Raw genomic sequence first — 23,693 nt, forward strand, 5'->3', positions numbered from 1 at the left:
CTGCGCCCGGCCGGCGGCGGGGATGGCCGGCGCGGGCGGCGCAAGCCGCTTGCCGCGGTGCCGAATGCTGCAGGGCGGCGAATCGCGGTGCCGGCGTCAGCGCCAGAAGCTGAGATATTCGATGAGGCTGGCGAACGCCTTGCCCAGAAACAGCGGCAGGTTCCAATGCAGCACCAGCGCATCCGCCGCGAAGAGGCCCAGGACCAGGAGCCCCAGCACGAGCGCGATCTGATTTGTCATGCCATCCGTCCCGTCCCTGCCGTCCCCCGGCGCGATGCGCCGTCCCGCCCCCTGCTAGGGCAGAGGCCGGGGCCGGGCAAGCCTTTGCGGCCTGCCGCCGCACCGCGCCTTGCGCCATGGGGCCCTGCCGTCTGTCCGTGCCGTCCTTGCTGCGGGCCTTGGGGGGCCTTGGCGAGCCTGCGGCGGGTTTTCGGATTGCGGCGGGCGGGATCCGTCAGCCGGGCGGGGCTTGCGGTTCCTCTTCCGCTTCCTCCTCGGCTTCCTGGGCGATCAGGAACAGGTCGCCCGCCGCCTCCATGCGGCGGATCGTGACCACGACCTGGTCCATCGCCTCCTCGGCGTCGCGGGCCGAGACCTTGCCGAGCGCCTCGATCTCTTCGCGCATCGACTCGGCCAGGCGCGAGGAAATGCCGCCCAGCAGGAAATCCACGGTTTCGCGCGCCGGGCCGCGGGCGCCGGCCAGCGCCTTGAGCAGCACGGGATTGTCCACCTCGCGCAGGATACGGGCGATGTCGCGCCGGTCGATGCGGCGCGGGATATGCGCCCAGGTGAAGATGGTCTTGCGCACCTCGCCGGCAAAGGCGGCATCGTCGTCCTCGAGCCCGGCCAGGACGCCGTCGCGCATGCTGGAGGGCGAGAAGTTCAGGATCGCGCCGACCTTTTCGCCCGCCTTGCCCTCCAGCGCCGGCTGCGGCACGGCGTCGGCGGCATGGAGCAGCGCCCGGCCGATGCGTTGCAGCGCCTCGGGGGTGATGCCGCCGGTCAGCGACATGGCATAGGCGATCTGGCGCGCGCGTTCCTGTTCGAGCAGGCCGAACACCTCGGCCGCGCGCGGCACCGGCAGTTTCGAAAACATCACCGCCCCGATCTCGACCGCTTCGGTGCGGGCCAGTTCGGCCAAGAGCGCGGGGGGCAGGGCGGCGATGCTGTCCCAGGGGTTGCCGGCGCCGTTGAGCGCCGCCATGCGCCGCAGCTGGTCGGTCGTGTCGGGCGAAAGATGCCCGTCGAGCAGGTCCAGCGTGCCGTCGATGTCGCCTGGAAAGGACAGGCCGACCGCTTCCAGCCTGTCGCAGAACTCGGCCACGATGGCATTGCGCGTCTCGCGGTCGATCATCCCCATCAGCGCCATTTCCTGCGCCAGGTCGGTCTGCAGTTCCGGCGGCAGCCGGGCGAGGTCGATGTCCCCGCCCTCGGCCAGCACCAGCCGCACGATCACCGCAGCCTTTTGCCGCGGACTGAGCCCCGCCGTCGCCCCGAGCGCCGGAACACCCATGGATTGCCCCCGATTCCAAACCTGTCGGGGGCAATCTGGCAGGAAAAAGCGAACACCGGGTTAATGCGCGCCGTTTTCGCCGAAGACGCGGGCGAAAATCGTGTCCACGTGCTTGGTGTGATAGCCTAGGTCGAATTTCTCCTCGATCTCGGCGGGGGACAGCGCGGCCGTCACCTCGGCGTCGGCCAGCAGCTCGGTCTTGAAATCGGCGCCCTGTTCCCAGACCTTCATGGCGTTGCGCTGGACCAGGCGATAGGCGTCCTCGCGGCTGACGCCGGCCTGGGTCAGGGCCAGCAGCACGCGCTGCGACATGACCAGCCCCTTGAACTTGTTCATGTTCCTGAGCATGTTCTCGGGGTAGACCACCAGCTTTTCGATCACGCCGGCCAGGCGGTTCAGGGCGAAGTCCAGGGTGATGGTCGCATCCGGGGCGATGCCGCGCTCGACCGAGGAATGGCTGATGTCGCGTTCGTGCCACAGCGCCACGTTCTCCATCGCCGGCACCACGGCCATGCGCACAAGGCGGGCAAGGCCGGTCAGGTTCTCGGTCAGCACCGGGTTCCGCTTATGCGGCATGGCCGAGCTGCCCTTCTGGCCGGGGCTGAAATATTCCTCGGCCTCCAGCACCTCGGTGCGCTGCATGTGGCGGATCTCGATGGCGATGTTCTCGATCGAGCTGGCGATGACGCCCAGCGTGGCGAAGAACATGGCGTGGCGGTCGCGCGGGATGACCTGGGTGCTGATCGGCTCGGGCGAGAGGCCCATCTTGGCGCAGACATGCTCTTCGACCGCGGGGTCGATGTTGGCGAAGGTGCCGACCGCGCCGGAAATGGCGCCGGTCGCCACTTCCTCGCGGGCGCGCAGCAGGCGTTCGCGGCCCCGCGCCATCTCGGCGTAGAAGCGGGCGAAGGTCAGGCCCATGGTCGTCGGCTCGGCATGGATGCCGTGGCTGCGGCCGATGCGGACGGTGTCCTTGTGCTCGTAGGCGCGTTTCTTCAGCGCGGCCAGCACCTTGTCCATGTCGGCCAGCAGGATGTCGGCGGCGCGCACCAGCTGCACGTTCAGCGTGGTGTCCAGCACGTCCGAGCTGGTCATGCCCTGGTGGACGAAGCGCGCCTCCTCGGCGCCGATATGCTCGGCCAGGTGGGTCAGGAAGGCGATGACGTCATGCTTGGTCACGGCCTCGATCTCGTCGATGCGGGCGACGTCGAACTCCACGTCCCGGGCCTTCCAGACGGCCTCGGCATTCTCGCGCGGGATCACGCCAAGGTCGGCCTGGGCGTCGCAGGCATGCGCCTCGATCTCGTACCAGATGCGGAACTTGGTCTCGGGCGACCAGATGGCGACCATTTCGGGACGGGCATAGCGCGGGATCATGCAGGGCTCCTTGGGTTTGCCGGGGTTTTAGCGGCAAGGCCCCGGACCCGCAACCGCGGCGGCAGGGGCCGCGGCGGCCCCTGCGCGGCTGTTGCCGATTCAGGCCAGGACGAGCGGCTGGCCGTTCTTCGAATGGCGATGCGCCAGCTTGCGCGCCTTGCGCCCCGAGGCCAGCATCCGCGCCCCCGCGGGGGCATGGGTGCGCTCGGTCAGCTCGGGGAAGATGGCGAGGATTTCCTCGACCGCCGTGGCGGGCAGGGCGGCAAGGGCCTGCGGGCCCAGATACAGCGACTCGGTCGCGGTGCCGTTGGCCCGGACCACCTCGTGCTGGTCGAAGAGGATATGGACATATTCCACCTCGGCCAGGTCCGTGGCCAGATCGACGCCCTCGATCTGCAAAAGCTGCTTGGCGGCGACCAGGATCTCGTCGGTGCCGAACATCCGCAGGGCGACGCGCGAGCGCAGCAGGATCCGGTGCTGCGGCGAGACGACCAGGTCCGCCGAGGGCATGTCCGGCCCCACCGCCCCGGCCCTGATGCGGACGGGCGTCAGCCGGGCGCCATGGGCGGCAAGCCGATGCGCGGCAAAGCGGCGGCGCCCGATCCAGCGGACCGGCTGGGGGCCGTGGTCGGCCGTCAGCACCAGGTCGCCGACCGACAGGCTTTCGACCGGAACCGGGCCCTGGGGCGTGTCGATCAGCGTGCCGGCGGTGAAGCAGGGAAAGACGTCGTCGTCGTCAAGGACCAGCGTGCCGGCGGGATTGTAGGCGACGTTGACGACGATGGTGTCGAGAAGATTCTGCACCGCCGCAAGAACGTCGCCGGTCAACGAACCGCCAAGGTCCGAGATGTTCACATCCGCCAGGGTGAGCGGTAGTCCAGCGACGGTGCCGGTGATCTTGACGCTGATATGGTCCTCGGTCAGGGGCTGGTCGGTGACGAAATAGGTGTCTTCGCCCTTCACGACGAAAGAGCCGCCGATCGGGTTGACCTGGACCGTCAGCGAGGCCAGCTCGATGCCGAGGAGCTTGACGGTCAGTCCCACGGCCGCCGTGGACAGCGTGCCGGTGCCGGCGAAGGTGCCGCCCGACAGCAGCGGATCGCCCTCGCCATCCACCAGCGAGATGTCGTCCCCTCGGGACAGTGTGGTGCCGTGGGGTTCATCCACGTCGTACTGGGTGAACTGGGTGGAGCCGCTGAGTTCGTTCAGCAGAAGATTGTTCCCCAGAACCAGGACCGGGGTCTCGGCCTCCAGGTCGATGGTCGCGTCGGGTATTTTGGTGAAATAAGGCATTCTAAGATCCTGTAACAGGCAGGGCTGCGCCCATGCCGTAGGCTGGAAACCAGCCATCCGCCGACCCCAGAGGACGGATGACCGCACGTTTTGCAACCAAAACGCCATGCGTCTGGCACAGGATCACTGTAGCCGGTTTCGCGTTCGGATTTCCATCCATTTTGCAGACAAATTGAACTAATTGCCGATTGCCCCCGGTGCAGGGCGCCGAATGTTCCGGCATCTGCGGTCGATCAGCCGGGCCAGCCCCCGGCCCGCCCTTATCGACAAGCGCTGCAGGGACGGGCTGGCGGCGCGGAAATCGGGCGATAAGTCCGGCCGTTGGGTGGCTTGGCTTCGCCGTGATGCGGATCTGCCGTGCAATCCTTTCGGAAGCAACGGCGCGCCGCGCTGTCGCGGCTCTGGGCTCCAGCAAGACGTTGCTGCTGTGCTGAGGCGATCGTGGCTCCGGCCCGCCCCCGCCCTTGGATCTGCGGGGTTCCAGAGCCTGCCGACCCGCGGCGCCGGATTGCTGGTTTCCTGGATCGGGAAATGAAAAAGCCGCCCCGAAGGGCGGCTTTCCGGTTCGTTCCGGGCTGCGGCTCAGCAGCTGTAATACATCGCATATTCGATGGGATGGGGGGTATGCTCATAGGCATAGACCTCTTCCCATTTCAGCTTGATGTAGCCTTCCAACTGGTCGCGGGTGAAGACGTCGCCGGCCAGCAGGAAGTCCATGTCCTTCTCCAGCTCCTCCAGCGCCTCGCGCAGGCTGCCGCAGACGGTCGGGATCTCGGCCAGCTCTTCCGGCGGCAGGTCGTAGAGATCCTTGTCCGAGGCCGGGCCCGGGTCGATCTTGTTCTTGATGCCGTCAAGGCCGGCCATCAGCAGCGCCGCAAAGGCCAGGTAGGGGTTGGCCGCCGGGTCGGGGAAGCGGGCCTCGACGCGCTTGGCCTTGGGCGACTCGGTCCACGGAATGCGCACGCAGCCCGAGCGGTTGCGGGCGGAATAGGCGCGCAGCACCGGGGCCTCGAAGCCGGGGATCAGCCGCTTGTAGCTGTTGGTCGCGGGGTTGGTCAGCGCGTTCAGCGCCTTGGCGTGCTTGAGCACCCCGCCGATGAACCACAGCGCCTCTTGCGACAGGTCGGCATATTTGTCGCCGGCAAACAGCGGCTTGCCGTCCTTCCAGATCGACATGTTCACGTGCATCCCGGAGCCGTTGTCGCCCTTCATCGGCTTGGGCATGAAGGTCGCGGTCTTGCCATAGGCGGCGGCGACGTTGTGGATGACGTATTTGTATTTCTGGATGTTGTCGGCCTGCTCGACCAGCCCGCCGAAGATCATCCCCAGCTCGTGCTGGGCGGTGGCGACCTCGTGGTGGTGCTTGTCGACCTTGATGCCCATGCGCTTCATGGTCGACAGCATCTCGCCGCGGATGTCCTGGGCGGCGTCGATCGGGTTCACCGGGAAATAGCCGCCCTTGTGGGCCGCGCGATGGGCGAGGTTGCCGTCCTCGTAGACGGTGTCGGTGTTCCAGGCGGCATCGACCGAGTCGAGTTCGAACGAGACCTTCTGCGGCGTGACCGAATAGCGCACGTCGTCGAACAGGAAGAACTCGGCCTCGGGACCGAAATAGGCCGCATCGCCGATTCCGCTGGATTTCAGATAGGCCTCGGCCTTCAGCGCGGTGCCGCGCGGGTCGCGGGCATAGGGCTCGCCCGTGTCGGGCTCGACCACGTTGCAATGCACGCAGAGGGTCTTTTCGGCATAGAACGGGTCGATATAGGCCGAGGAGGCGTCCGGCATCAGCTTCATGTCGGACTGGTCGATGGACTTCCAGCCGGCGATCGAGGAGCCGTCGAACATGAAGCCTTCCTCGAAGAAGTCCTCGTCCACCAGGTCGGCGACCAGCGTCACGTGCTGCAACTTGCCCTTGGGATCGGTGAAGCGGACGTCGACATATTCGACCTCTTCCGTCTTCATCAGATCCAGAACGTCCTTGACTGTCATTGGGATCCTTCCTCCATCAGTCTGCCCGGCGCCGCCGCGGGGCTGGGGTCATCGGTTTCTTGTTGCGGGTCGGGCGGGATCAGACCGCGTCGTCGCCGGTCTCGCCGGTGCGGATGCGGATGGCCTGTTCGACCGGGATGATGAAGATCTTGCCGTCGCCGATCTTCTCGGTGCGCGCGGCCGAGATGATGGCGTCGACGGCGGCCTCGACCAGGTCGTCGGGCAGCACCATCTCGATCTTCACCTTGGGCAGGAAGTCCACGACATATTCCGCGCCGCGATAAAGCTCGGTATGGCCCTTCTGCCGGCCAAAGCCCTTGACCTCGGTGACCGAGAGGCCCTGGACGCCGACTTCCTGAAGTGCCTCTTTCACATCGTCCAGTTTGAAGGGCTTGATGATGGCTTCGACTTTCTTCATCGCCTGATCCTTCTCTCGCGACTTGCCTGCGACCTGATTGGCGGGTTTGATGATGCGGGTAAATGGGGCAAGGCCAGGATCATGCGGCCGATCGCATTTGCCCGGCCGATATGCGTATATTTCGTGCAGAACGATGATAATTTAGGCAGTCACCATGTTTCACGGCACCGAAATCCTGACGACCGCTCAAATGCGCGCCATCGAATCTGCCGCGATGGCCAGCGGCCGGGTCACGGGCGCAGAGTTGATGGAGCGTGCCGGCTGCGCCGTCGCCGGGCAGATCCGGCTGCGCTGGCCCAAGGCGGGCCTGGCGGTGGTGCTGTGCGGGCCGGGCAACAACGGCGGCGACGGCTATGTGGTCGCGCGGCACCTGCACCGGGCGGGCTGGCAGCTGCGGGTGCTGGGCATGGACAATGCCGCCGGCGCGGATGCGGCCCGGATGAAGGCCGAATGGCGGGCGTTGGGCCCGATCCTGCCCCTGACCGAGGACGCCCTGCGCGAGGGCCCCGATGCGGATGTCTATGTGGACGCGATCTTCGGCACCGGCCTGACCCGCGCGCCCGAGGGCGAGATCGCCGCGATCCTGGATCATCTGGGCGGCTCGGGCGGCGATTGGGCGTTCTTCCGCGAACGGCTGGTGGCGGTGGACTGCCCCAGCGGATTGTGCCTCGACAGCGGCGCCTTTCCCGGCCGGCCGCGCGAGCCGGGCGATTTCGACCTGCGCGCCCGGCTGACCGTTGCCTTCGACAGCCCCAAGCCGGGGCATCTGCTGGAACGCGGGCCGGAATGCTGCGGCGAGCTGGTCGTCGCCGACATCGGCCTGCGGCATTGGAGAGAGCGCAACATCGACGGCCGCGGGTTCCGGCCCGCCCGGCTGACCGGCATCTGGCCCCCGTTCGATATTCCCGACGCCCGGTCTGGCACGGTGCTGGCCGACCGGCTTGCCAAGCGGTCGTCCTCGCATCCCCACAAGTTCAGCCACGGCCATGCGCTGGTCGTTGCCGGGGGGCCGGGCAGGGGTGGGGCGGGGCGCCTGTCGGCCCGCGCCGCCCTGCGCATCGGCGCGGGCCTGGTGACGCTTGCGCCGCCGGCCGAGGCCCTGCCGGCCCATGCCGGCCCGCCCGATGCGCTGATGCGCCGGGGAATCGACGATCCGGCCGGGCTGCAGGACATGCTGGCGGACCGCCGGATCAACGCGCTCTGCATCGGTCCCGGCTGCGGGGTCGAGCGCGCGGCGGTGCTGCTGCCCGCGATCCTGGGCGCGGGGCGGGCGGCGGTGCTGGATGCCGATGCGCTGACCGCCCTGTCCCGCGACCCCGGCCTGATGGCGGTGCTGCACGAGAACTGCGTGCTGACCCCCCATGCGGGCGAGTTCGGGCGCGTCTTTCCCGATCTTGCCGCGCGCCTTGACCATCCGCCTGCGCCTGCCGGCATCGGTGATGCCCAGGCGTCCGATCCGGCGCGGATGGCGCGGTTCCTGGCGGAACATGCGGCCTATCGCGAGGAATTGGCAAAAATGCGCGGCCCGCTTTATTCGCGGCTCGACGCCGCCCGCGACGCGGCCGCGCGCAGCGGCGCCGTCGTGCTGCTGAAGGGCCCCGACACGGTGATCGCCGCCCCCGACGGGCGGGCTTGCATCCATTCCGCCTTCGACGTGCCCTGGCTGGCGACGGCGGGCGCGGGCGATGTGCTGGCGGGGATCATCGCCGGCCTCCTGGCCCGCGGCCTGCCGGGGCTGGAGGCGGCGGCAACCGGCGCCCGGCTTCATGCCGAGGCGGCGCGTCGCTTCGGTCCCGGTCTGATCGCCGACGATCTGCCCGAGGCGCTGCCCGCCGTGCTGCGTGGGATGGGAGTCTGAAATTACCCCTCGCATGTGGGCGGTGGCTTTGCTAGACAGCGCGCCATTGCGGGTGTGGCGAAATTGGCAGACGCACCAGATTTAGGTTCTGGCGCCGCAAGGCGTGGGGGTTCAAGTCCCTCCACCCGCACCATTTTGAAAGCAGACGATAATCCGCCTGCGATCGCAATGGTGCCGGCCCTCGGCTCAAGGCGTTTCGGCACATTTTCGGCGCGGTCATGTTCGGTTCCCGGCGGCGTTGCGCCGCCTTTGGCTCGCGCTTTCGGTTGGCCTGGGACCGGAACTTCCAGACCAGGGCGGGCGTCTTGTGCCCGGTGAGGGGCTGAATACTCCCCAGCTTCGGCATATCGCCCGCCGTGGATCACCAGCCGGCCGGCGTCATCCAGGGCGCCGATCTTCTCGCGCATGTCCTCTACAGCCCGCTGCCCGAGCGGGCCCATGTGGCGGCTGATCCGGGGGCGTTCCTTGCGATGGGCGCGCAGCCGGGCCGGATTCTTCCTTGGCCAGTTTGATCCCCGTCAAAGCGCGTCGCGGCCGGATGTGCCCTACAGGGCATGGTAACTGGTCTGGGGGTGGAAATGACCCGTCTTTTCATGCTTCTGTTGTCCATCAGCCTGACGACGCTCGCCGGGATCGGCGTGATCATCGTCCTGGCGATGGGATTTTACGATCTGCGCGCCATCCTTCTGGCCGCCGCCGGGGGTGCGATCATCGCCTTGCCCATCACCTGGTATGTCGCCGGGAAGCTGAAGGACAACATGGGCTAGCAAGCGCCGGGCGCCAGCCCGCAGGGCAGGCAATCAGCCGCGGGGCTGGCCTGCCTGTCAAGCCGCCAGCGCATCCGCGCAGGCGGCAGCCGTGCTTTTTTTCCGGCATATCCAAGGCCCAAAAGCCGAAAGGAACGGTCCTGCCCATTTGCGGCGGGGCTTTCCCGTTTTGTTGATTCCCGCGCGGGGGCTGCCCCGGCGGGCCGGCCGCAAGCGCGGGTCGGCCGAAGCCGCCGGCCCCGGATGACCCTGCGGCAAGGAAAGACAGGGCCCCGCGAATCCATCGCAACCTGGGGGTGTTCGCCACCGCCGCGCAGGGCGCTTATTAAAATCAAGTAAAAACAACGTATTGACGCGCCGCTGTTAAGAAATTGTTAACCTGTCTTAAAGGGCAACTGGCCTAAACCGAACAGATCGTTTTAATTGTAAGTCATTGCGTGATCTCTATTGTTGGTTGGTGAGTGATGTTGGTGAATGGCAAGGCCACGCATGCCGCTGGCATGCATTATACCCCTGGCGACAACGGTTGCCTGAGCTTTCTTCAGGTTCCGGGAATCGGGGTCGGCAGCCGAAGCTTCTCGGGCTCGGTGGCGGACTGGTGCGAGCAGGGGTTCTCGATCTGCGAAAGCTACCTGATCGAGGCGCAGACCCTTTCCATCGAAGGCGATCCCTCGGGGTTCGTCGCCATGGCCGAGGCGCAGTTCGACGACGAGCTGGCCGACGAGGTGCTGCTGCACGCCAATGCCCTGCTGAGGGGCATGGCCTTCCGCCGGCTGGGTGGGCGGCTGCAACTGGTCGAAACCGGCGACGAGCCCCTGGGCCTGAACTGGACCGCCATCGCGAACCTGTGGTGCGCGATGGAGACGACCAAGGGCGACATGCGCTTGCCGCGCCTTGACCCGCAGTTCGAAAAGCGGATGCGCGCGGCGATGCGCCTGTCCTGAACGGGACGGCGGCGCCGGGACGCTTGGATCGGCGGCCGGTTTTGTCTAAGACGGCGTTCCAGTCAGCAGAGGATGCCGCCCGTGGACGCGACCGACCGCATTGCCCGCACCATCGCCGCCGAGATCAGCGCCAGCCCCGCCCAGGTGGCGGCGGCGACCGGCCTCTTGGACGGGGGCGCGACGGTTCCCTTCGTCGCGCGCTATCGCAAGGAGGTCACGGGCGGGCTGGACGACACGCAGCTGCGCACGCTGGCCGAACGGCTGGCCTATCTGCGCGAACTCGAGGCGCGGCGGGCGGCGATCCTGGATACGATCCGCGGCCAGGGCAAGCTGACCGAGGATCTGGCCCGCGCCATTGCCGGGGCCGAGACCAAGGCCACGCTGGAAGACATCTACCTGCCCTTCAAGCCCAAGCGGCGCACCAAGGCGATGATCGCGCGCGAAAACGGGCTGGAGCCGCTGCTGCGCGCCATCCAGGAGAACCGCAGCCCCGAGCCCGAGGCGCTGGCGGCGGGCTATCTGACCGAGGCGGTGCCGGATGTGAAATCGGCGCTGGAGGGCGCGCGCGACATCCTGGTCGAGGAACTGTCCGAGAATGCGGCGCTGCTGGGCCGGCTGCGCGAATTCATGCAGGCCGAGGCGATCATTTCCGCCAAGGTGGTGCCGGGCAAGGAGCAGGTCGGCGCCAAGTTCAGCGATTATTTCGACCAGTCCGAGAAATGGGCCGCGATCCCGGCGCATCGGGCGCTGGCGATCCTGCGCGGCGCCAAGGAAGAGGTGCTGACCATCGAGATCGCGCCCGAGCCGGAAACCGGCGCGGCGCGGGCCGAGGGCATCGTCGCCTCGGCGCTGGGTCGGCTGGGCGACCAGCCGGGCGACAGGTGGCTGCGCAAGGTGGCGGGCTGGTGCTGGCGGGTGCGGCTGTCGAACACGATGTATATCGACCTGCTGACCGAATTGCGCACCCGCGCCCATGCCGAGGCGATCCGGGTCTTTGCCCGCAACCTGCGCGACCTGCTGCTGGCCTCGCCCGCCGGGCCGCGCGCGACCATCGGGCTTGACCCCGGCATCCGCACCGGGGTCAAGCTGGCCGCGGTGGACGGCACCGGCAAGCTGGTCGAGACGGCGACGCTCTATCCCTTTCCGCCGAAATCCGACCTGCGCGGGGCGGAAGCCGCGCTGGCCGCCGCCATCACCCGCCACAAGATCGAGCTGATCGCCATCGGCAACGGCACCGCCAGCCGCGAGACCGAGCGTTTCGTGGCCGAGGTGCTGAAACGCCTGCCCGAGGGGGTGAAGCAGCCAGTGAAGGTGATCGTGTCCGAGGCCGGCGCCTCGGTCTATTCGGCCTCGGAACTGGCGGCCAAGGAGTTCCCCGGCCTCGACGTGTCGCTGCGCGGTGCGGTGTCCATCGCCCGGCGCTTGCAGGATCCGCTGGCCGAGCTGGTCAAGGTGCCGCCCGAATCCATCGGCGTCGGCCAGTATCAGCATGACGTGGACCAGCGGCAGCTGGCGAAAACGCTGGAGGCGGTGGTCGAGGATGCGGTGAACGCGGTGGGGGTGGACCTGAACACCGCCTCGGCGCCGCTCTTGGCGCATGTCGCCGGGCTGGGGCCGTCGCTGGCGCAGAACATCGTCGCGCATCGCGATGCCTCGGGCGCCTTCCGCTCGCGCGCGGCCTTGAAGAAGGTGACGGGGCTTGGCCCGCGCGCCTTCGAGCAATGCGCGGGCTTCCTGCGCATCCGCGAGGGCGACGAGCCGCTGGACGCCTCGGCCGTCCATCCCGAGGCTTACGGCGTCGCCCGCCGGATCGTCGCCGCCTGCGGCCGCGACATCCGCCAGATCATGGGCAATGGCGCGGCGCTGAAGGACATCCGGGCGGAAGCCTTTGTCGATGAGCATTTCGGCCTGCCCACCATCCGCGACATCCTGTCGGAACTGGAAAAGCCCGGCCGCGACCCGCGCCCGAGCTTCGTCACGGCAAGCTTTGCCGAAGGGGTCGAGGATATCAAGGACCTGCGCCCCGGCATGGCCCTGGAGGGCACGGTGACGAATGTGGCGGCCTTCGGCGCCTTCGTCGACATCGGCGTGCATCAGGACGGGCTGGTGCATATCAGCCAGCTGGCCGACCGTTTCGTGAAGGATCCGAACGAGGTGGTGAAGGTCGGCGACGTGGTCAAGGTGCGCGTGACCGAGGTGGACGTGGCCCGCAAGCGCATCGGCCTGACCATGCGCAAGGACGGCGGCGCCAGCGCCAGGGATGCGCAGAAGGAGCGCGGCCCCAAGGCCCAGCCGGCGCGCGGTCCGAAATCCGCCGCCCCCGCCGGCAAGGAACAGCCGGGCGCCCTGGGCGCGGCGCTGCTGAACGCGCTGCGCAAGAACTGAGCGGGCCGGTCGCCTAGTCCGGCACCGAGGATCGCCGGGGGACCAGATCCGGCAGGTCCGCATCGACCCTGCGGCCGGTCCCCTCGATCCGGTCCAGCAGCAGGTGGACCGCCTGCTCGGCGATCGCTGGAAGATGCAGGTCCAGGGCGGTCAGCGGCGGATCGGACAGCTTCGCCCGCAGCCCGTCATAGCGGGTGGCGATGCGCAATTGCCGGGGCATCGCCAGCCCCAGCTCATGCGCCGCGCGCACCGCGCCGCTGGCAAAGGCGTCGATGGCGGCGAATATCCCGTCGATCGAGGGGTCCGCGCGCAGCAGGCGCAGGGTTTCGCGATAGGCGATCTCCTCGCCCTCTTCCTCGTCCAGGGCGACCAGGGTGGCTTGCTGGCCGCGCCGGGCGACGAAGGCGCGATAGGCCTCTGCGGCCTCGATCTGGCTGGTGCGCGGGGTCGCGCCGACCAGCGCGGCGACATGGCGGCAACCCTGCTGCGCCAGATGGTCCAGCAGCAGCAGCGCGGTTTCCCGCGAGCGGATGTTGACGGCGGGAATGTCGGGCCGGCCCGGCACGGTGCCGATGGAGACGACGGGGATCTTGCGCTGCTCGAACAGGGCGACCAGCGGGTCGTCGCGCATGGGCTCGACCAGGATCACCCCGTCGAAGGCGACCGAGCCCTGGCTGCGGATCGCCGGATGCGGCGGGATCAGGCACAGCGCCAGCTGGCGGGTCAATGCCGACATCGCGGCCGAGGCTGCGATCTCCATCAGGAAGCCCAGCCGCGACGGCCCGGCGGCAATGGCGAAGGGCATCGAGGAGGCCAGCGCGATGGTGCCGCTGCGGCCGCTGCGCAGCGCCCGCGCCATGCTGCTGGGGTGATAGCCGATCTCCTCGGCGATGGCGTGGATGCGCTTGCGGGTCTCGGGGTCGACGTGGCGGCGGCCGCTGAAGGCATGGGAAACGGTCGTGACCGACACCCCCGCGGCCCTGGCCAGATCCGATATGGTGGGCTTGCGCAATGCGTCCTCATTCGCCGCTTTTCGCGGCAAGGCTAGCAGCATCGCCGCACCGGAGGCAACAAAACGATTTGCACGAATCGCGCCGCGTGGTATTTCGGAGGCAAGCAAAACGATTTGCATAAATGTAAACGCCGCTTCAACAACAGGGAAACGCCACGATGGCCAATGCAAAGACGCTTACGCCGCCCGATCCGGTGGACCGGGTTCTGCCGCCGAGGGATCTGATCCTCTATGGTTTCCAGCATGTGCTGGTGATGGCCGCATCGCCGATAACGGCGGTGTTTCTGGTGGCGCAGACGCTGGGCTTCGACCCGGCGCTGACCGTGTCGATCATCAGCGCCACCTTCCTGGTCTGCGGGCTGGGCTCGATCCTGCAAAGCTTCGGGCCGGCCGGTTTCGGGGCGCGGCTGCCCTTCATCATGGTTCCGGGCGGCGCCCCCATCGCGATCTTCCTGGCCATCGCCAGCCAGACCGACGTGCAGACGGCGGTGGGCGCGGTGCTGATGACCGGGGTGTTCTATTTCCTGGCGCTGCCGGTCTTTCGCCGGCTGCTGCGCTTTTTCCCGCCCATCGTGGTGGGCACCATGCTGCTGCTGGTGGCGGTCAACCTGGTCAAGATCTATGGCGGCACCATCACCGGCAAGCCCGGCAGCGAGGGCTTTGCCGATCCGGTCAATGTCGGGCTGGCGCTGGCGACCATCGCGCTGACGGTGATCTTCTCGCGCGTGTTCACCGGCACGCTCCAGCGCATCTCGGTGATGCTGGGGCTGATCGCGGGGACGCTGCTGGCGGCGGCGCTGGGCCGGCTCGACCTGTCGGGCGTGATGCAGGGACCGCTGGTCGCGGTGCCGCAGCTGTTTCCGTTCGGGATGCCGAAGTTCGACCTGATCGCCTCGCTGCCGCTGGTCATCTTCTCGATCATCTCGATGGCCGAGGCGACCGGCCAGACCATCGCCACCGCCGAGATCGTGGACCGCAAGGGCGACGCCCATGCCATCGTGCCGCGCACCATCCGCGGCGATGCGGTGGCCTCGATCCTGGGCGGGCTGTTCGGCACCTCGCTGATCATCACCTCGGGCGAGAACATCGGCATCGTCCGCGCGACCGGGGTGCGCTCGCGCCATGTCACCGCCATGGCGGGGGTGATCCTGGTGCTGATCGCGCTGCTGGCGCCGGTGTCGCGGCTGGCCAGCGTCCTGCCCGGCCCGGTCGTCGGCGGCACGGCCGTCATCGTCTTTTCCATCATCGGCGTGATCGGCATCCACGTGCTGAGCCGCGTCGACCTGCGCGAACATGGCGCGATGTTCACGCTGGCCTCGGGGCTGGCCATGGGGCTGATGCCGATCCTGGTGCCCGGCGTCTACAGCCAGTTCCCGCAATGGTCGCAGATGATCCTGGGCAACGGGCTGGCGATGGGCACCATCACCGCGGCCGTGGTCAACGCCTTCTTCCAGTTCAGCGCCCCCAAACCTGTCGATGCCACGGAGCATGCCTGATGACCGACCTGCGCCAGACCTTTGCCCGAACCGACGAGACGATCGTCGCGCCGGGGCGCCTGCTTCTTGACGGAGGGCCGCAGCGCGACATGGCCGTGCTGCTGCGCGCCGGCCGCTTTGCCGATGTCGGCCAAGCCGCCGCGCTTTGCGCCCGCCATCCCCAGGCGCGGCTGGTCGAACTGCCCGATCACCTGATGATGCCGGGCTTCATCGACACCCATACCCACCTGACGCAATCGCTGGGCAAGTCGCTGGTCTTCGGCGAACCCTCCGAGATCTTTCGCCGCATCTGGGTGCCGCTGGAGGGCAGCCTGGACGAACACATGGTCTACCTGTCCTCGAAGCTGGCGGCGCTGGAATGCCTGCGGGGCGGCTTTACCACGGCGATCGACGCCGGCACGCGCTCGGCCGGCCATATCGGCAAGCTCGCCCTTGCCTCGCGCGAGGTGGGGTTGCGGCTGGTGGTGGCGCAGATCTGCAACGACCTGGGCGGCGCGGCGGTGGTGCCGGATCGCGGCCAGATCCTGCGCAACGCCCAGGCGCATCTGGCCGCCTGCCAGGGCGATCCGCTGATCCATGCCTCGCTGGCCATCTCGATCCCCGAGGTGGCCAGCGACGAGATGCTGCGCGAGGTCTCGGCCATGGCGGCCGAGGCGGGCGTGACCTTCCAGACCCATGTGAACGAGCATCTGGTGGCGGTCGAACGCTCGCTGGTGGCGCATGGCCGCCGGCCGCTGGAGCATCTGGCCCATGTCGGCGCGCTGGGGCCGCAGACCCTGATCGCGCATTCGACGCTGGTCACGCCGTCGGAGCTGAACCTGCTGCGCGATACCGGCACCGCCGTCGCCTACAATCCCGTCGCCTCGGTCTGGAAGGGGAACGCGGTCGCGCCGGCGTTGCAGATGCAGGCGCTTGGCATCCGCTTCGGGCTGGGCACGGACGGCACGCGGGCCGACGGGTTCCGGCTGATGGACGCGGCCGAAAGCATGCAGCGCGTGGCCTATGGGCTGGCCTCGGGCGACAGTTCCTGCGGCGGTGGCTGGCTGTGGCTGGATGCGGCGACGCGGATGGCCGCCGATGCCGGCGGGCTGGCCGGCGTGACCGGCCGCATCGCCAAGGGGCTGGCGGCCGACTTCCTGCTGGTCGACCTGGACCGGCCCGAATTCACCCCCTCGCACGACCTGAGCTGGGAGCTGGTGCGCTATGGCAACCGCGACCAGATCGACGCGGTCTTTACCAATGGCCGGCTGAGGATGGTGCAGGGCTGGCCGGTGGACTGGGACGCGCGCGCCCTGATGGAAGAGATCAGGGATCTGGCCGCGCCGGCCATCGCCGCCGCGCCGATCCAACGCATCCATCCGACGGCGGACAGCCTGATCGACATGAGGCTGGCGTGACCCTTTCCATCTTTCTGGGCCTGTCGCTGCTGGTCGCCGCATCCGCATTCGTCCAGGGTGCGGTGGGCATCGGCTTTGCCCTGATCATGGCGCCGGTCTTCGGCTTCGTCGATGCCAGCCACCTGCCCGTCACCCTGCTTATCCTGATGCTGCCGCTGAACTTCCTGGTCGCATGGCGCGAGCGGCAGATGATCGACCGGCAGGGCACCGGGTGGATCACCTTCGGCCGCTTCTTCGGGACGTTCCTGGGCATGGCGGTGCTGGTCGCGCTGTCGGTGCGCCAGCTCGAGATCGCCGTCGGCCTGCTGACGGTGCTGGCCGCCGTCGCGGCCCTGCTGGCGCCGCCCTTCGCCCCCAGCCGCTCGGCCTCGCTGGGGGTGGGGCTGTTCACCGGCGTGACCGAGACGGCGACGGGCATCGGCGGCCCGCCGCTGGCGCTGCTATACCAGCACGCCCCCGGCCCGGTGCTGCGCTCGACCGTGGCGACCTGCTTTCTGGTCGGAGAGGCGATCTCGCTGGTGATCCTGCTGGTCGCCGGGCGGATCGGCGGGCAGCAGATCCTGGCGGCGCTGGCGCTGATCCCGGCGGTGCTGGTCGGCAGCCTGCTGTCGCGGCATGTCCACGCCCATGTCAATGGGCCGGCGCTGCGGCTGGCGGTGCTGGTATTCTCCATCGTCAGCGGCGCGGCGCTGGTCCTGAAGGGTTAGGGCGCGCGGGCTCAGCCGGACTTGCGCCGCGAGCCCGCCCCCGCCGCCTTCCTGCGGGCGGGCGGCTTTTTCCGGGCCAAGCCCGCGCTTTCGCGCAACGCCGCCATCAGGTCCACGACATTCTCGCGCTTGGGCGCCGGGCGGGGCTTGATCTTGCGGCCCTCCAGCTTGGCGCGGACCAGGTCCGCCAGCGCCGCCTCGTAACGGTCGTCGAAGGCGGCGATGTCGAACGCGCCCATCTTGGTGGCGATGATATGCTTGGCCAGCTCCAGCATCTCGCCCTTGATCTTCACGGCCGAGATGTCGCGGAACGCCTCGCTGGCCGAGCGCACCTCGTAGTCGAAATTCAGCGTCGAGGCGATCATGCCCGGCCCATGCGCGCGGATCAGCACCGTGCGCACGCGGCGAAACAGCACCGCCCGCGCCAGCGCCGCCGCCTGCTTGCGGCGCATGCCTTCGCGGATCAGGGCAAAGGCTTCCTCGGCCGTCCGGTCCGCCGGCGTCAGGTAATAGGGGCGGTCGAAATAGACGTCGTCGATGTCCTTGCAGGCGATGAAAGCCGCGACGGCCAGGGTCTTGTCGCTTTCCGGCATGGCCGCGGCGATCTCGTCGGGATCCAGGACGACGTAGTCGCCCTCGCCGACCTCGTAGCCCTTGACCTGGTCGTCCTTTTCGACCGGCTTGCCGGTGTCGCTGTCGATGAACTGCCGGCGCACCCGGTTCCCGGTCGCCCGGTTCAGCGTGTGAAAGGCGATGCGTTCCGAGGTCGAGGCCGCGGCGTGAAGCGCGACCGGGCAGCTGACCTCGGCGATCTTCAGCATCCCCTTCCAGATCGCCCGCGGTGCCATGGCCTGCCTTCCCGGTGAAATACGACGTCGGCCCAACGTCCCCAGCCTGGCGGCGGTTCCGGCGGCGCGGGCGGCCTATCCCTGGTCCTTGCGGGGGATGATGCTGATCGCGCCGCTGATCTCCAGCACGGCGGCGTCGATCTGTTGCAGGTTGGCCAGGCCATGCTGGACGCGTGCTGCCTCAAGGATGTCGGTGATGCCCATGCGCGAACGCTCCAGCGCGGCGCGGTCGACCTCGCCCCGGCTCATCAGCACCGTGGGGGTGCCGTCCAGCCAGGTCGCCAGCCGGGTCGAGCGCATCTTGGCAAAGGACAGGATCACGTCGACCGTGACCAGGGTGATCATCAGCACCACCGCGTTCACGATGGAGAAATCGTCGCCCAGCAGCGCCTGCTGCGTGGTCTCGGCGATGATGAGCAGCAGCACGAAGTCGAAGGGCGTGGTCTGCGCCAGCGTCCGGCGTCCCGACAGCCGGGTCATGACCAGCAGCGCCAGATAGATCGCGACGCCTCGGATGACGGAATCCATGGCTTGGCCTTCAGGGCAGGATCAGGATATGGGCGGCGCGGCGTTGCGCGCCGATGGCGATGTCAAGCCGGGTCCAGCCGAAATGCAGCGCCCGCACCTCCAGGACCACCTTGTGCGGCCCCGGCCCCTGCGCCGGCACGGCAAAGCCTTGGCCGCGGTCCGAAAGCGTGGCTTGCGCCGGTTCGGGCTGGATGCGCTCGACCGAGAAGCGGTCGAAGAAATCCTGTCCGATGCGAAAGGAATGCATTGCGGCCGGGCGTTCGAAGGTGATCGAGACCTCGTCGGTGCCCTCCCAGCGGCTGATGCGGGGAAATTCGACCCGCGCGCCGTCCAGGCGCAATTCGCCCCTGTGCAGCGCGCCGCCGCTTCCCGTCAAGCCCAGCAGCGCCAGCAGGCAGACCGCGCCGAAGAGCAGCCAGGCGATGCGCTGGATGCGCCAGAACCGGCGCTGGAAGCGGCGGTCCTCGTCCAGTTGCAGGCCGTCGTCGCGCAGGGAGGGGACGCGCAGGGTGGGGCTGTCGGATCGGGGGTTCGGCATGGCGGTCCTGGCAAGGCGATATGCTGGCGCCCGCAGCCGGGGCCGGCTGCGGGGCCGGGGCTGCCGGCGCTTACTGGGTCACGGGGGCGGGGCCGTCCTCGTCGAACTCGGGCAGGGCCTCGAGCTGCTGGCGGGCCCAGGGCAGATAGATGCGGATGTCGGTATCCTTGCGATAGACCACCAGGTCGCCGACCGGGATGGCGACGCGATGCTCGCCCATGCCCAGGAAGCCGCCCACGTCGATGATGGCATGGCTGATCTCGGCCGAGCCCATCGGCTGGGCTTCCCCCTCGGGCGCGGTCTGCACCGGGGGCGTGGTGGCATCGGTGGGGGTGATGGTGCCGGCATCCGAGCCGATCCCCTCGATCCGGTCGCTGTCGCCGCGGTCGGTGCCGCTGGCCACGTTCGAGGAATCGGTGTCGAGGGCCGGCGCGGTGGCCTCGGGGCTGGCCGTGCCGCTTTCGACCGAGGTGTTCGCATCCTCGGTGGCGGGGGCGGTGTCGGTGGTGGTCGTCTCGGTGTCGCCGGTGGCGGCCATGCCGGTCGTGTCGCCGGTGTCGGTGCCCGTCTCGGCCGCGGCGGGCGGCGGTTCCGGCGTGGTTTCGGTGGCGGCATCCGGCACCTCGGTATCGGCACCCGGCGCAGGCATGGTCGTGGCGGCATCGCTGCCTTGCATCGCCGCGCCGGCGTCGCCGCCTTGCAGCGAGGTGGAGCCGTTGGCGAAGACCAGCCCATGCACCTCGCCGATCTCGTCGCCGCTGGCGTCGTAGACGGTGGCGCCCTGCAGGTTCTCGGTGGTCAGCACCACCTCGCCTTCGACATAGCCGTCGGGCGGGGTGATGGTGGGCAGGGGCTCGTCGGCGGCGGGCGCGGTTTCCTGGCCCATCGGAACGGGCTGGCTTTCGGTCTCCTGGGCCTGGGCGGCGGTCACGCTCAGCGCGGCGGCAAGGGCGGTGGTGACGAACAGCTGTTTCATCTCATTCCTCCTCTGGATGCGGTGTTTGCGCAGGGCGGTTGAACCGTGGCCGGCGGCAAATGTTCCCGCCGCAGCCTTCACGGCACCGTTATGGAACAGACCGGCCTTCCGGCGGTTGGGGGTGCCTCAACCGGACAAAGCAGAGGAGGGCCCAATGGACCACAGCACCCATATCCGACTGAACGAAAGCGAGCTGACCGAGGCCGCGCTGACCGGCGCCACCATCTATGGCCCCGGCGACGAAAGGATCGGCCATGTCTCGCATGTCCATGGCGTCGGCAACGAGGCGGTGGTGGTGATCGACGTCGGCGGCTTCCTGGGCATCGGCTCCAAGCCCGTCGCCGTTCCCGCCCGCGAGCTGGATTTCATGCGCGACGGCAGCAACAGCGTCCACGCCGTCTCGCGCTGGACCAAGGACGAGCTGAAGCAGATGCCCGAGCATCGGGACTGACCCCCGCGGCCGGCCGCGATCCGCTCCGGCCAGCCCTGACCAGCCCCTGACAAGGAGGACTTCGCCATGGGCGAGAAATTCGATCCCAAAGCCGAAAACGAGAAGTTCAATGTCCAGCAAAGGGCGCAGCAGCTGAAGATGGGCAATGCCGATCCGGTGCTGAACCCCAAGCAGATGCAGCGTTCGAACGAACCCAATGCCGGCGGGGAGAACCGCGAGGCGGGCGACCGCAAGGCCCGGCAGAACGACCGCGCCACCAATGGCGGCGAATGACGCCGCGCCCTGGCCGGAACCGGGTGCCTAACCAGGAGGCCTAACCAGGAGGATCGAGACCATGCCAGCCAAATCCAAGGCGCAGCAAAAGGCGGCCGGCGCGGCGCTGGCCGCCAAGCGCGGCGAGACGAGCAAGGACGAATTGCGCGGCCCCTCGAAGCAGATGCACGATTCGATGAGCGAAAGCGAGCTTGAGGAACTGGCCGCCACCAAGCGCAAGGGCAAGCCCGAACACAAGCCCGAACACAAGGGCTGACCCCGAACACAAGGGTTGAACCGGGACCGACAGGTGCCGGAAAGGGGGCAGGGACCGCGGTCCCCGCCCCTTTTCGTTCAGTAGTTTCCCGGCGGGTCGCTGGCCGGGAAGGATTCGTCGCTTTGCTCGTCCACGATGTCCCAGTTGCGCGGCGGGTTTTCCATCTGCCGCCGGCCGGCGGGGCGGATCTCGTCCTGGCGCCGGCGGCTGCGGTGGCGGGGTCCGGTGGCGGGCCGGGCCAGCGCATCGCAGGCGCCCTTGAGCGCGAAACCGGCGGCCAGGCCGCAGAGGAACGCAAGATGGCGGTTGTTCATGGTCGACTCCCTTCTCAGATCATCGGTTTGCCGCCGGTGACGGCGATGGTCGCACCCGAGACATAGCTCGACATCGGCTCGGCCAGCATGACATAGGCCGAGGCCAGCTCGACCGGCTGGGCGGGACGCTTCATCGGGTAGTTGGCGCCGAACTCGGCCACGTCCTCGGGCGGCATGCTGGCTGGGATCAGCGGCGTCCAGACCGGGCCGGGCGCCACGGCATTCACCCGGATGCCGCGTTCGGCCAGCATCTGCGCCAGCCCGGTGGTGAAGTTCTGGATCGCGCCCTTGGTCGTGGCATAGGCCAGTAGCTTGGGATTGGGCTTGTCGGCGTTGATCGAGGCGGTGTTGATGATCGCCGAGCCCCTGGGCATATGCGGCACCGCCGCCTTGGTCAGGTAGAAGATCGCGTCGATGTTGACCGCGAAGGTGCGGCGCCATTCCTCGTCCGCGATCTCTTCGATGCTGTCGAACAGCGCCTGGTGCGCGGCGTTGTTGACCAGGATGTCGATGCGGCCGAAGCGCTCGACCACGTCGGCGACGATCTTGCGGCAATGGTCCGGGTCGGCGATGTCGCCGGGGATGGACAGGCAGTCGCGCCCGGCCTCGCGCACCAGATCGGCGGTGCTGGCGGCGTCCTCGGTCTCGTTCAGCCAGGACAGCGCCAGGTCGGCGCCCTCGCGGGCATAGGCGATGGCGACGGCGCGGCCGATGCCGCTGTCGCCGCCGGTGATCAGCGCCACCTTGCCCTCCAGCCGGCCCGCGCCCTTCCAGCTTTCCTCGCCATGGTCGGGGCGCGGATCCATGTTTCGAAAGCTGCCGGGCAGGGATTGCTGCTGTTTCGGAAAGGGCGGCTTGGGATAATCGCTCATCTGTCGGGCCTTTCATCGGGATGGGGGACGCCGGGCTGCTTGTTGCCGTCGCCCTGGCGGTTCGGATCCTCGGTGACGGTGCCGGCCGGGTCCATGCGCTGCTGGCGCTGGTCCAGCACATGCGGCGCGGGATGGCGCAGCCGCTCGACGGCCGAGACCGGCGCCTGCGGCGGCTCGGCCGCGCCGGGGACGGGGGGATAACGATCCAGCGCCGGCGATGTTCCCGGCGCGCGCCGGCCGATGGCCCATGCGGCCAGCAATCCCAGCGACAGCCCGACGCCCAGGGCGGCAAGCCCGGCCAGGACGGCCCAGGGCGGCAGCACCAGCTCCCATCCCGGACGCAGCCGGGCGGGCAGCAGGCCATAATCGATCAGCCCGGCCATGGCGGCGGTGGCCAGCCCCGCCAGCCAGGCCAGCCATGGCCCGCCCCGTGCCGCCCGGCGGACCAGCAGCACCGCCACCCCCGCCCAAAAGAAGCACGAGGCGACATGGATGGCGGTGCCCAGGCCGGTATGGGCCAGGTCCAGGGCGGTGGTCCGGGCGGCCTCGGCCCCGTGCAGCGCATGGGTGGTGGCGTTCAGCGGCATCCAGGGCGGCAGGCCACGCCCGGCCGAAAGCGCCGCCAGGACCGGGATCGACAGCAGCGCCGCGCCTGCGCCGGCCAGGGGCCATGCCAGGGTGAATCGGGCCATGGGGATGGGACGGGCCATGGGTTTCCTCCTTCTTTGACGGGCAACCAGCGGCCGGGGCGTTTGTTCCTTGGGAACATTTTCCGCCGGTTCTGGTTCAGGGCGTCCCGATTGGATTTTTTCAACGCAGGAGACCTGAGAGATGGCCCACAAGGTTCTTGACGACCTGTTCCACGACACGCTGAAGGACATCTATTATGCCGAGCGCCAGATCCTGAAGGCGCTGCCCAAGATGGCGCGGGGCGCGCAGTCCGACCGGCTGCGCAAGGCCTTCGAGAAGCATCGCGAGGAGACCGAGATCCATGTCGAGCGCCTCCAGCAGGTGTTCGAGATCCTGGGCAAGGCGGCGCGCGGCAAGACCTGCCCGGCCATCGACGGCATCATCGAGGAGGGCGAGGAGGTGATGGCCGCCTTCAAGGGCGCCCCGGCGCTGGATGCCGGGCTTGTGGCGGCTGCGCAGGCGGTCGAGCATTACGAGATCGCCCGCTACGGCACCTTGCGGCAATGGGCCAAACAGCTGGGCCTGAAGGAGGCCGCGGCGCTTCTGGGCCAGACGCTGGAGGAGGAATCGGCGACCGACGAGCTGCTGACCGAGATCGCCGAAAGCGAGGCCAACCGCGAAGCGGCCGAACCGGCCTGAGCGCGGGTTCCCCGGCTTGCCCCCCCGTGCGGCGGGGGACTGTCGGGGCTTTTCGGGGCCTGAAGGCGTGCCTCGGTGCCCCGTCGTGGCCCGGCCTCGTTCGGCATCGGTGAGGTGGCCGCGTGCAGCGGCGGAGGGGCCGCTTCGCCGAG

25 protein-coding genes and 1 tRNA gene are annotated in these 23,693 nt (G+C 68.6%); 12 read left to right on the top strand and 14 right to left on the bottom strand.

Going from position 1 to position 23,693, the window contains the following annotated elements:
* Nucleotides 1–96: 96 nt before the first annotated feature.
* From KF941_RS20135 to KF941_RS20160, 6 genes are all read right to left on the bottom strand, one after another.
* Complete coding sequence (locus KF941_RS20135) at nucleotides 97–240, bottom strand: hypothetical protein (protein ID WP_036760079.1); 144 nt, start codon at nucleotides 238–240, stop codon at nucleotides 97–99.
* A gap of 214 nt (nucleotides 241–454) precedes the next feature.
* Nucleotides 455–1,513, bottom strand: coding sequence for a FliG C-terminal domain-containing protein (locus KF941_RS20140; RefSeq protein ID WP_214274338.1), 1,059 nt, complete (start codon nucleotides 1,511–1,513; stop codon nucleotides 455–457).
* A 60-nt stretch (nucleotides 1,514–1,573) separates the two neighbouring features.
* Nucleotides 1,574–2,890, bottom strand: coding sequence for an adenylosuccinate lyase (purB, locus tag KF941_RS20145; RefSeq protein WP_036760074.1), 1,317 nt, complete (start codon nucleotides 2,888–2,890; stop codon nucleotides 1,574–1,576).
* Nucleotides 2,891–2,989: 99 nt separating this feature from the next.
* Entirely contained in the window at nucleotides 2,990–4,183 is a 1,194-nt protein-coding gene (locus KF941_RS20150; protein ID WP_214274339.1) for a Hint domain-containing protein, read from the bottom strand.
* Nucleotides 4,184–4,765: 582 nt separating this feature from the next.
* A complete protein-coding gene (gene glnA / locus KF941_RS20155; protein ID WP_116220515.1) occupies nucleotides 4,766–6,172 on the bottom strand; it encodes a type I glutamate--ammonia ligase in 1,407 nt (468 codons plus the stop codon).
* A 79-nt stretch (nucleotides 6,173–6,251) separates the two neighbouring features.
* Nucleotides 6,252–6,590, bottom strand: a complete 339-nt coding sequence (locus KF941_RS20160; RefSeq protein ID WP_036760069.1) for a P-II family nitrogen regulator — start codon at nucleotides 6,588–6,590, stop codon at nucleotides 6,252–6,254.
* 154 nt (nucleotides 6,591–6,744) lie between these two features.
* Between KF941_RS20160 and KF941_RS20165 the strand changes: the two genes are divergently transcribed.
* The 5 genes from KF941_RS20165 (at nucleotide 6,745) to KF941_RS20185 (ending at nucleotide 12,544) form a co-directional block, all read left to right on the top strand.
* A complete protein-coding gene (locus KF941_RS20165; protein WP_214274340.1) occupies nucleotides 6,745–8,448 on the top strand; it encodes an NAD(P)H-hydrate epimerase in 1,704 nt (567 codons plus the stop codon).
* 48 nt (nucleotides 8,449–8,496) lie between these two features.
* Nucleotides 8,497–8,581, top strand: a tRNA-Leu gene (locus tag KF941_RS20170).
* A gap of 445 nt (nucleotides 8,582–9,026) precedes the next feature.
* Nucleotides 9,027–9,215, top strand: a complete 189-nt coding sequence (locus tag KF941_RS20175; protein ID WP_114537608.1) for a hypothetical protein — start codon at nucleotides 9,027–9,029, stop codon at nucleotides 9,213–9,215.
* 500 nt (nucleotides 9,216–9,715) lie between these two features.
* Nucleotides 9,716–10,159 (top strand): hypothetical protein, encoded by a 444-nt coding sequence (locus tag KF941_RS20180; protein WP_240540498.1) that lies wholly within the window; start codon nucleotides 9,716–9,718, stop codon nucleotides 10,157–10,159.
* A gap of 72 nt (nucleotides 10,160–10,231) precedes the next feature.
* Nucleotides 10,232–12,544 (top strand): Tex family protein, encoded by a 2,313-nt coding sequence (locus KF941_RS20185; RefSeq protein WP_214274341.1) that lies wholly within the window; start codon nucleotides 10,232–10,234, stop codon nucleotides 12,542–12,544.
* A 13-nt stretch (nucleotides 12,545–12,557) separates the two neighbouring features.
* Here KF941_RS20185 and KF941_RS20190 read toward each other — a convergent pair whose 3' ends face one another.
* Nucleotides 12,558–13,556: a LacI family DNA-binding transcriptional regulator gene (locus KF941_RS20190; protein WP_240540499.1), complete on the bottom strand. Its 999-nt coding sequence runs from the start codon at nucleotides 13,554–13,556 to the stop codon at nucleotides 12,558–12,560.
* Between the two features lie 158 nt (nucleotides 13,557–13,714).
* Here KF941_RS20190 and KF941_RS20195 point away from each other — a divergent pair, with 158 nt between their 5' ends.
* The 3 genes from KF941_RS20195 to KF941_RS20205 are packed head-to-tail and all read left to right on the top strand — an operon-like array spanning nucleotide 13,715 to nucleotide 17,156.
* Nucleotides 13,715–15,052 (top strand): uracil-xanthine permease family protein, encoded by a 1,338-nt coding sequence (locus KF941_RS20195; RefSeq protein ID WP_214274343.1) that lies wholly within the window; start codon nucleotides 13,715–13,717, stop codon nucleotides 15,050–15,052.
* Nucleotides 15,052–16,449 carry an amidohydrolase family protein gene (locus tag KF941_RS20200; protein ID WP_036760855.1) on the top strand — a complete coding sequence of 466 codons (1,398 nt, stop codon included), beginning with the start codon at nucleotides 15,052–15,054 and terminating at the stop codon, nucleotides 16,447–16,449. Before KF941_RS20195 ends, KF941_RS20200 begins: the two co-directional genes overlap by 1 nt.
* Nucleotides 16,446–17,156, top strand: coding sequence for a sulfite exporter TauE/SafE family protein (locus tag KF941_RS20205; protein ID WP_114537603.1), 711 nt, complete (start codon nucleotides 16,446–16,448; stop codon nucleotides 17,154–17,156). Before KF941_RS20200 ends, KF941_RS20205 begins: the two co-directional genes overlap by 4 nt.
* An 11-nt stretch (nucleotides 17,157–17,167) precedes the next feature.
* On the opposite strand, the gene KF941_RS20210 is transcribed toward KF941_RS20205, so the two are convergent.
* The 4 genes from KF941_RS20210 to KF941_RS20225 form a co-directional block, all read right to left on the bottom strand.
* Nucleotides 17,168–18,004 carry a Ku protein gene (locus KF941_RS20210; RefSeq protein WP_214274344.1) on the bottom strand — a complete coding sequence of 279 codons (837 nt, stop codon included), beginning with the start codon at nucleotides 18,002–18,004 and terminating at the stop codon, nucleotides 17,168–17,170.
* A 75-nt stretch (nucleotides 18,005–18,079) separates the two neighbouring features.
* Nucleotides 18,080–18,532 (bottom strand): YetF domain-containing protein, encoded by a 453-nt coding sequence (locus KF941_RS20215; protein ID WP_072462492.1) that lies wholly within the window; start codon nucleotides 18,530–18,532, stop codon nucleotides 18,080–18,082.
* Between the two features lie 10 nt (nucleotides 18,533–18,542).
* Nucleotides 18,543–19,070 carry a hypothetical protein gene (locus KF941_RS20220; protein WP_214274345.1) on the bottom strand — a complete coding sequence of 176 codons (528 nt, stop codon included), beginning with the start codon at nucleotides 19,068–19,070 and terminating at the stop codon, nucleotides 18,543–18,545.
* Between the two features lie 70 nt (nucleotides 19,071–19,140).
* Nucleotides 19,141–20,046, bottom strand: a complete 906-nt coding sequence (locus tag KF941_RS20225) for a photosystem reaction center protein H (RefSeq protein ID WP_214274346.1) — start codon at nucleotides 20,044–20,046, stop codon at nucleotides 19,141–19,143.
* 154 nt (nucleotides 20,047–20,200) lie between these two features.
* Between KF941_RS20225 and KF941_RS20230 the strand changes: the two genes are divergently transcribed.
* The 3 genes from KF941_RS20230 (at nucleotide 20,201) to KF941_RS20240 (ending at nucleotide 21,026) form a co-directional block, all read left to right on the top strand.
* The gene (locus tag KF941_RS20230) at nucleotides 20,201–20,497 is read left to right on the top strand and encodes a PRC-barrel domain-containing protein (RefSeq protein WP_114537598.1); all 297 of its coding nucleotides are present in this window, start codon (nucleotides 20,201–20,203) and stop codon (nucleotides 20,495–20,497) included.
* Between the two features lie 66 nt (nucleotides 20,498–20,563).
* A complete protein-coding gene (locus tag KF941_RS20235; protein WP_036761175.1) occupies nucleotides 20,564–20,770 on the top strand; it encodes a hypothetical protein in 207 nt (68 codons plus the stop codon).
* A 61-nt stretch (nucleotides 20,771–20,831) separates the two neighbouring features.
* Nucleotides 20,832–21,026, top strand: a complete 195-nt coding sequence (locus tag KF941_RS20240) for a DUF3008 family protein (protein WP_116220523.1) — start codon at nucleotides 20,832–20,834, stop codon at nucleotides 21,024–21,026.
* Nucleotides 21,027–21,103: 77 nt separating this feature from the next.
* Here the strand turns inward: KF941_RS20240 and KF941_RS20245 are convergent, their stop codons facing one another.
* Genes KF941_RS20245 through KF941_RS20255 form a run of 3 tightly spaced genes read right to left on the bottom strand, consistent with a single transcriptional unit; the run spans nucleotide 21,104 to nucleotide 22,922 of the window.
* On the bottom strand, nucleotides 21,104–21,340 hold the full coding sequence (locus tag KF941_RS20245) for a hypothetical protein (RefSeq protein ID WP_116220524.1): 237 nt from the start codon (nucleotides 21,338–21,340) through the stop codon (nucleotides 21,104–21,106).
* A gap of 14 nt (nucleotides 21,341–21,354) precedes the next feature.
* A complete protein-coding gene (locus tag KF941_RS20250) occupies nucleotides 21,355–22,212 on the bottom strand; it encodes a glucose 1-dehydrogenase (RefSeq protein ID WP_214274347.1) in 858 nt (285 codons plus the stop codon).
* A complete protein-coding gene (locus KF941_RS20255; protein WP_240540500.1) occupies nucleotides 22,209–22,922 on the bottom strand; it encodes a hypothetical protein in 714 nt (237 codons plus the stop codon). The genes KF941_RS20250 and KF941_RS20255 overlap by 4 nt, the downstream gene beginning before the upstream one ends.
* Nucleotides 22,923–23,043: 121 nt before the next feature.
* Between KF941_RS20255 and KF941_RS20260 the strand changes: the two genes are divergently transcribed.
* Complete coding sequence (locus KF941_RS20260) at nucleotides 23,044–23,541, top strand: ferritin-like domain-containing protein (RefSeq protein WP_036761186.1); 498 nt, start codon at nucleotides 23,044–23,046, stop codon at nucleotides 23,539–23,541.
* Nucleotides 23,542–23,693: the final 152 nt, after the last annotated feature.

This window comes from Paracoccus sp. pheM1 (assembly GCF_018499825.1).
GTDB lineage: Bacteria > Pseudomonadota > Alphaproteobacteria > Rhodobacterales > Rhodobacteraceae > Paracoccus > Paracoccus versutus.

Excerpts from the sequence above, each read along its gene's own strand:
- KF941_RS20195 (WP_214274343.1), top strand. The coding sequence starts at position 13,715 with ATGGCCAATGCAAAGACGCTTACGCCGCCCGATCCGGTGGACCGGGTT.
- KF941_RS20180 (WP_240540498.1), top strand. The coding sequence starts at position 9,716 with ATGCATTATACCCCTGGCGACAACGGTTGCCTGAGCTTTCTTCAGGTT.
- KF941_RS20260 (WP_036761186.1), top strand. The coding sequence starts at position 23,044 with ATGGCCCACAAGGTTCTTGACGACCTGTTCCACGACACGCTGAAGGAC.
- KF941_RS20135 (WP_036760079.1), bottom strand. The coding sequence starts at position 240 with ATGACAAATCAGATCGCGCTCGTGCTGGGGCTCCTGGTCCTGGGCCTC.
- KF941_RS20250 (WP_214274347.1), bottom strand. The coding sequence starts at position 22,212 with ATGAGCGATTATCCCAAGCCGCCCTTTCCGAAACAGCAGCAATCCCTG.
- KF941_RS20240 (WP_116220523.1), top strand. The coding sequence starts at position 20,832 with ATGCCAGCCAAATCCAAGGCGCAGCAAAAGGCGGCCGGCGCGGCGCTG.
- KF941_RS20235 (WP_036761175.1), top strand. The coding sequence starts at position 20,564 with ATGGGCGAGAAATTCGATCCCAAAGCCGAAAACGAGAAGTTCAATGTC.
- KF941_RS20210 (WP_214274344.1), bottom strand. The coding sequence starts at position 18,004 with ATGGCACCGCGGGCGATCTGGAAGGGGATGCTGAAGATCGCCGAGGTC.
- KF941_RS20225 (WP_214274346.1), bottom strand. The coding sequence starts at position 20,046 with ATGAAACAGCTGTTCGTCACCACCGCCCTTGCCGCCGCGCTGAGCGTG.
- KF941_RS20200 (WP_036760855.1), top strand. The coding sequence starts at position 15,052 with ATGACCGACCTGCGCCAGACCTTTGCCCGAACCGACGAGACGATCGTC.
- KF941_RS20215 (WP_072462492.1), bottom strand. The coding sequence starts at position 18,532 with ATGGATTCCGTCATCCGAGGCGTCGCGATCTATCTGGCGCTGCTGGTC.
- KF941_RS20245 (WP_116220524.1), bottom strand. The coding sequence starts at position 21,340 with ATGAACAACCGCCATCTTGCGTTCCTCTGCGGCCTGGCCGCCGGTTTC.
- KF941_RS20185 (WP_214274341.1), top strand. The coding sequence starts at position 10,232 with ATGCCGCCCGTGGACGCGACCGACCGCATTGCCCGCACCATCGCCGCC.
- KF941_RS20150 (WP_214274339.1), bottom strand. The coding sequence starts at position 4,183 with ATGCCTTATTTCACCAAAATACCCGACGCGACCATCGACCTGGAGGCC.
- glnA (WP_116220515.1), bottom strand. The coding sequence starts at position 6,172 with ATGACAGTCAAGGACGTTCTGGATCTGATGAAGACGGAAGAGGTCGAA.
- KF941_RS20255 (WP_240540500.1), bottom strand. The coding sequence starts at position 22,922 with ATGGCCCGTCCCATCCCCATGGCCCGATTCACCCTGGCATGGCCCCTG.
- KF941_RS20165 (WP_214274340.1), top strand. The coding sequence starts at position 6,745 with ATGTTTCACGGCACCGAAATCCTGACGACCGCTCAAATGCGCGCCATC.
- KF941_RS20175 (WP_114537608.1), top strand. The coding sequence starts at position 9,027 with ATGACCCGTCTTTTCATGCTTCTGTTGTCCATCAGCCTGACGACGCTC.
- KF941_RS20220 (WP_214274345.1), bottom strand. The coding sequence starts at position 19,070 with ATGCCGAACCCCCGATCCGACAGCCCCACCCTGCGCGTCCCCTCCCTG.
- KF941_RS20140 (WP_214274338.1), bottom strand. The coding sequence starts at position 1,513 with ATGGGTGTTCCGGCGCTCGGGGCGACGGCGGGGCTCAGTCCGCGGCAA.
- KF941_RS20230 (WP_114537598.1), top strand. The coding sequence starts at position 20,201 with ATGGACCACAGCACCCATATCCGACTGAACGAAAGCGAGCTGACCGAG.
- KF941_RS20160 (WP_036760069.1), bottom strand. The coding sequence starts at position 6,590 with ATGAAGAAAGTCGAAGCCATCATCAAGCCCTTCAAACTGGACGATGTG.
- purB (WP_036760074.1), bottom strand. The coding sequence starts at position 2,890 with ATGATCCCGCGCTATGCCCGTCCCGAAATGGTCGCCATCTGGTCGCCC.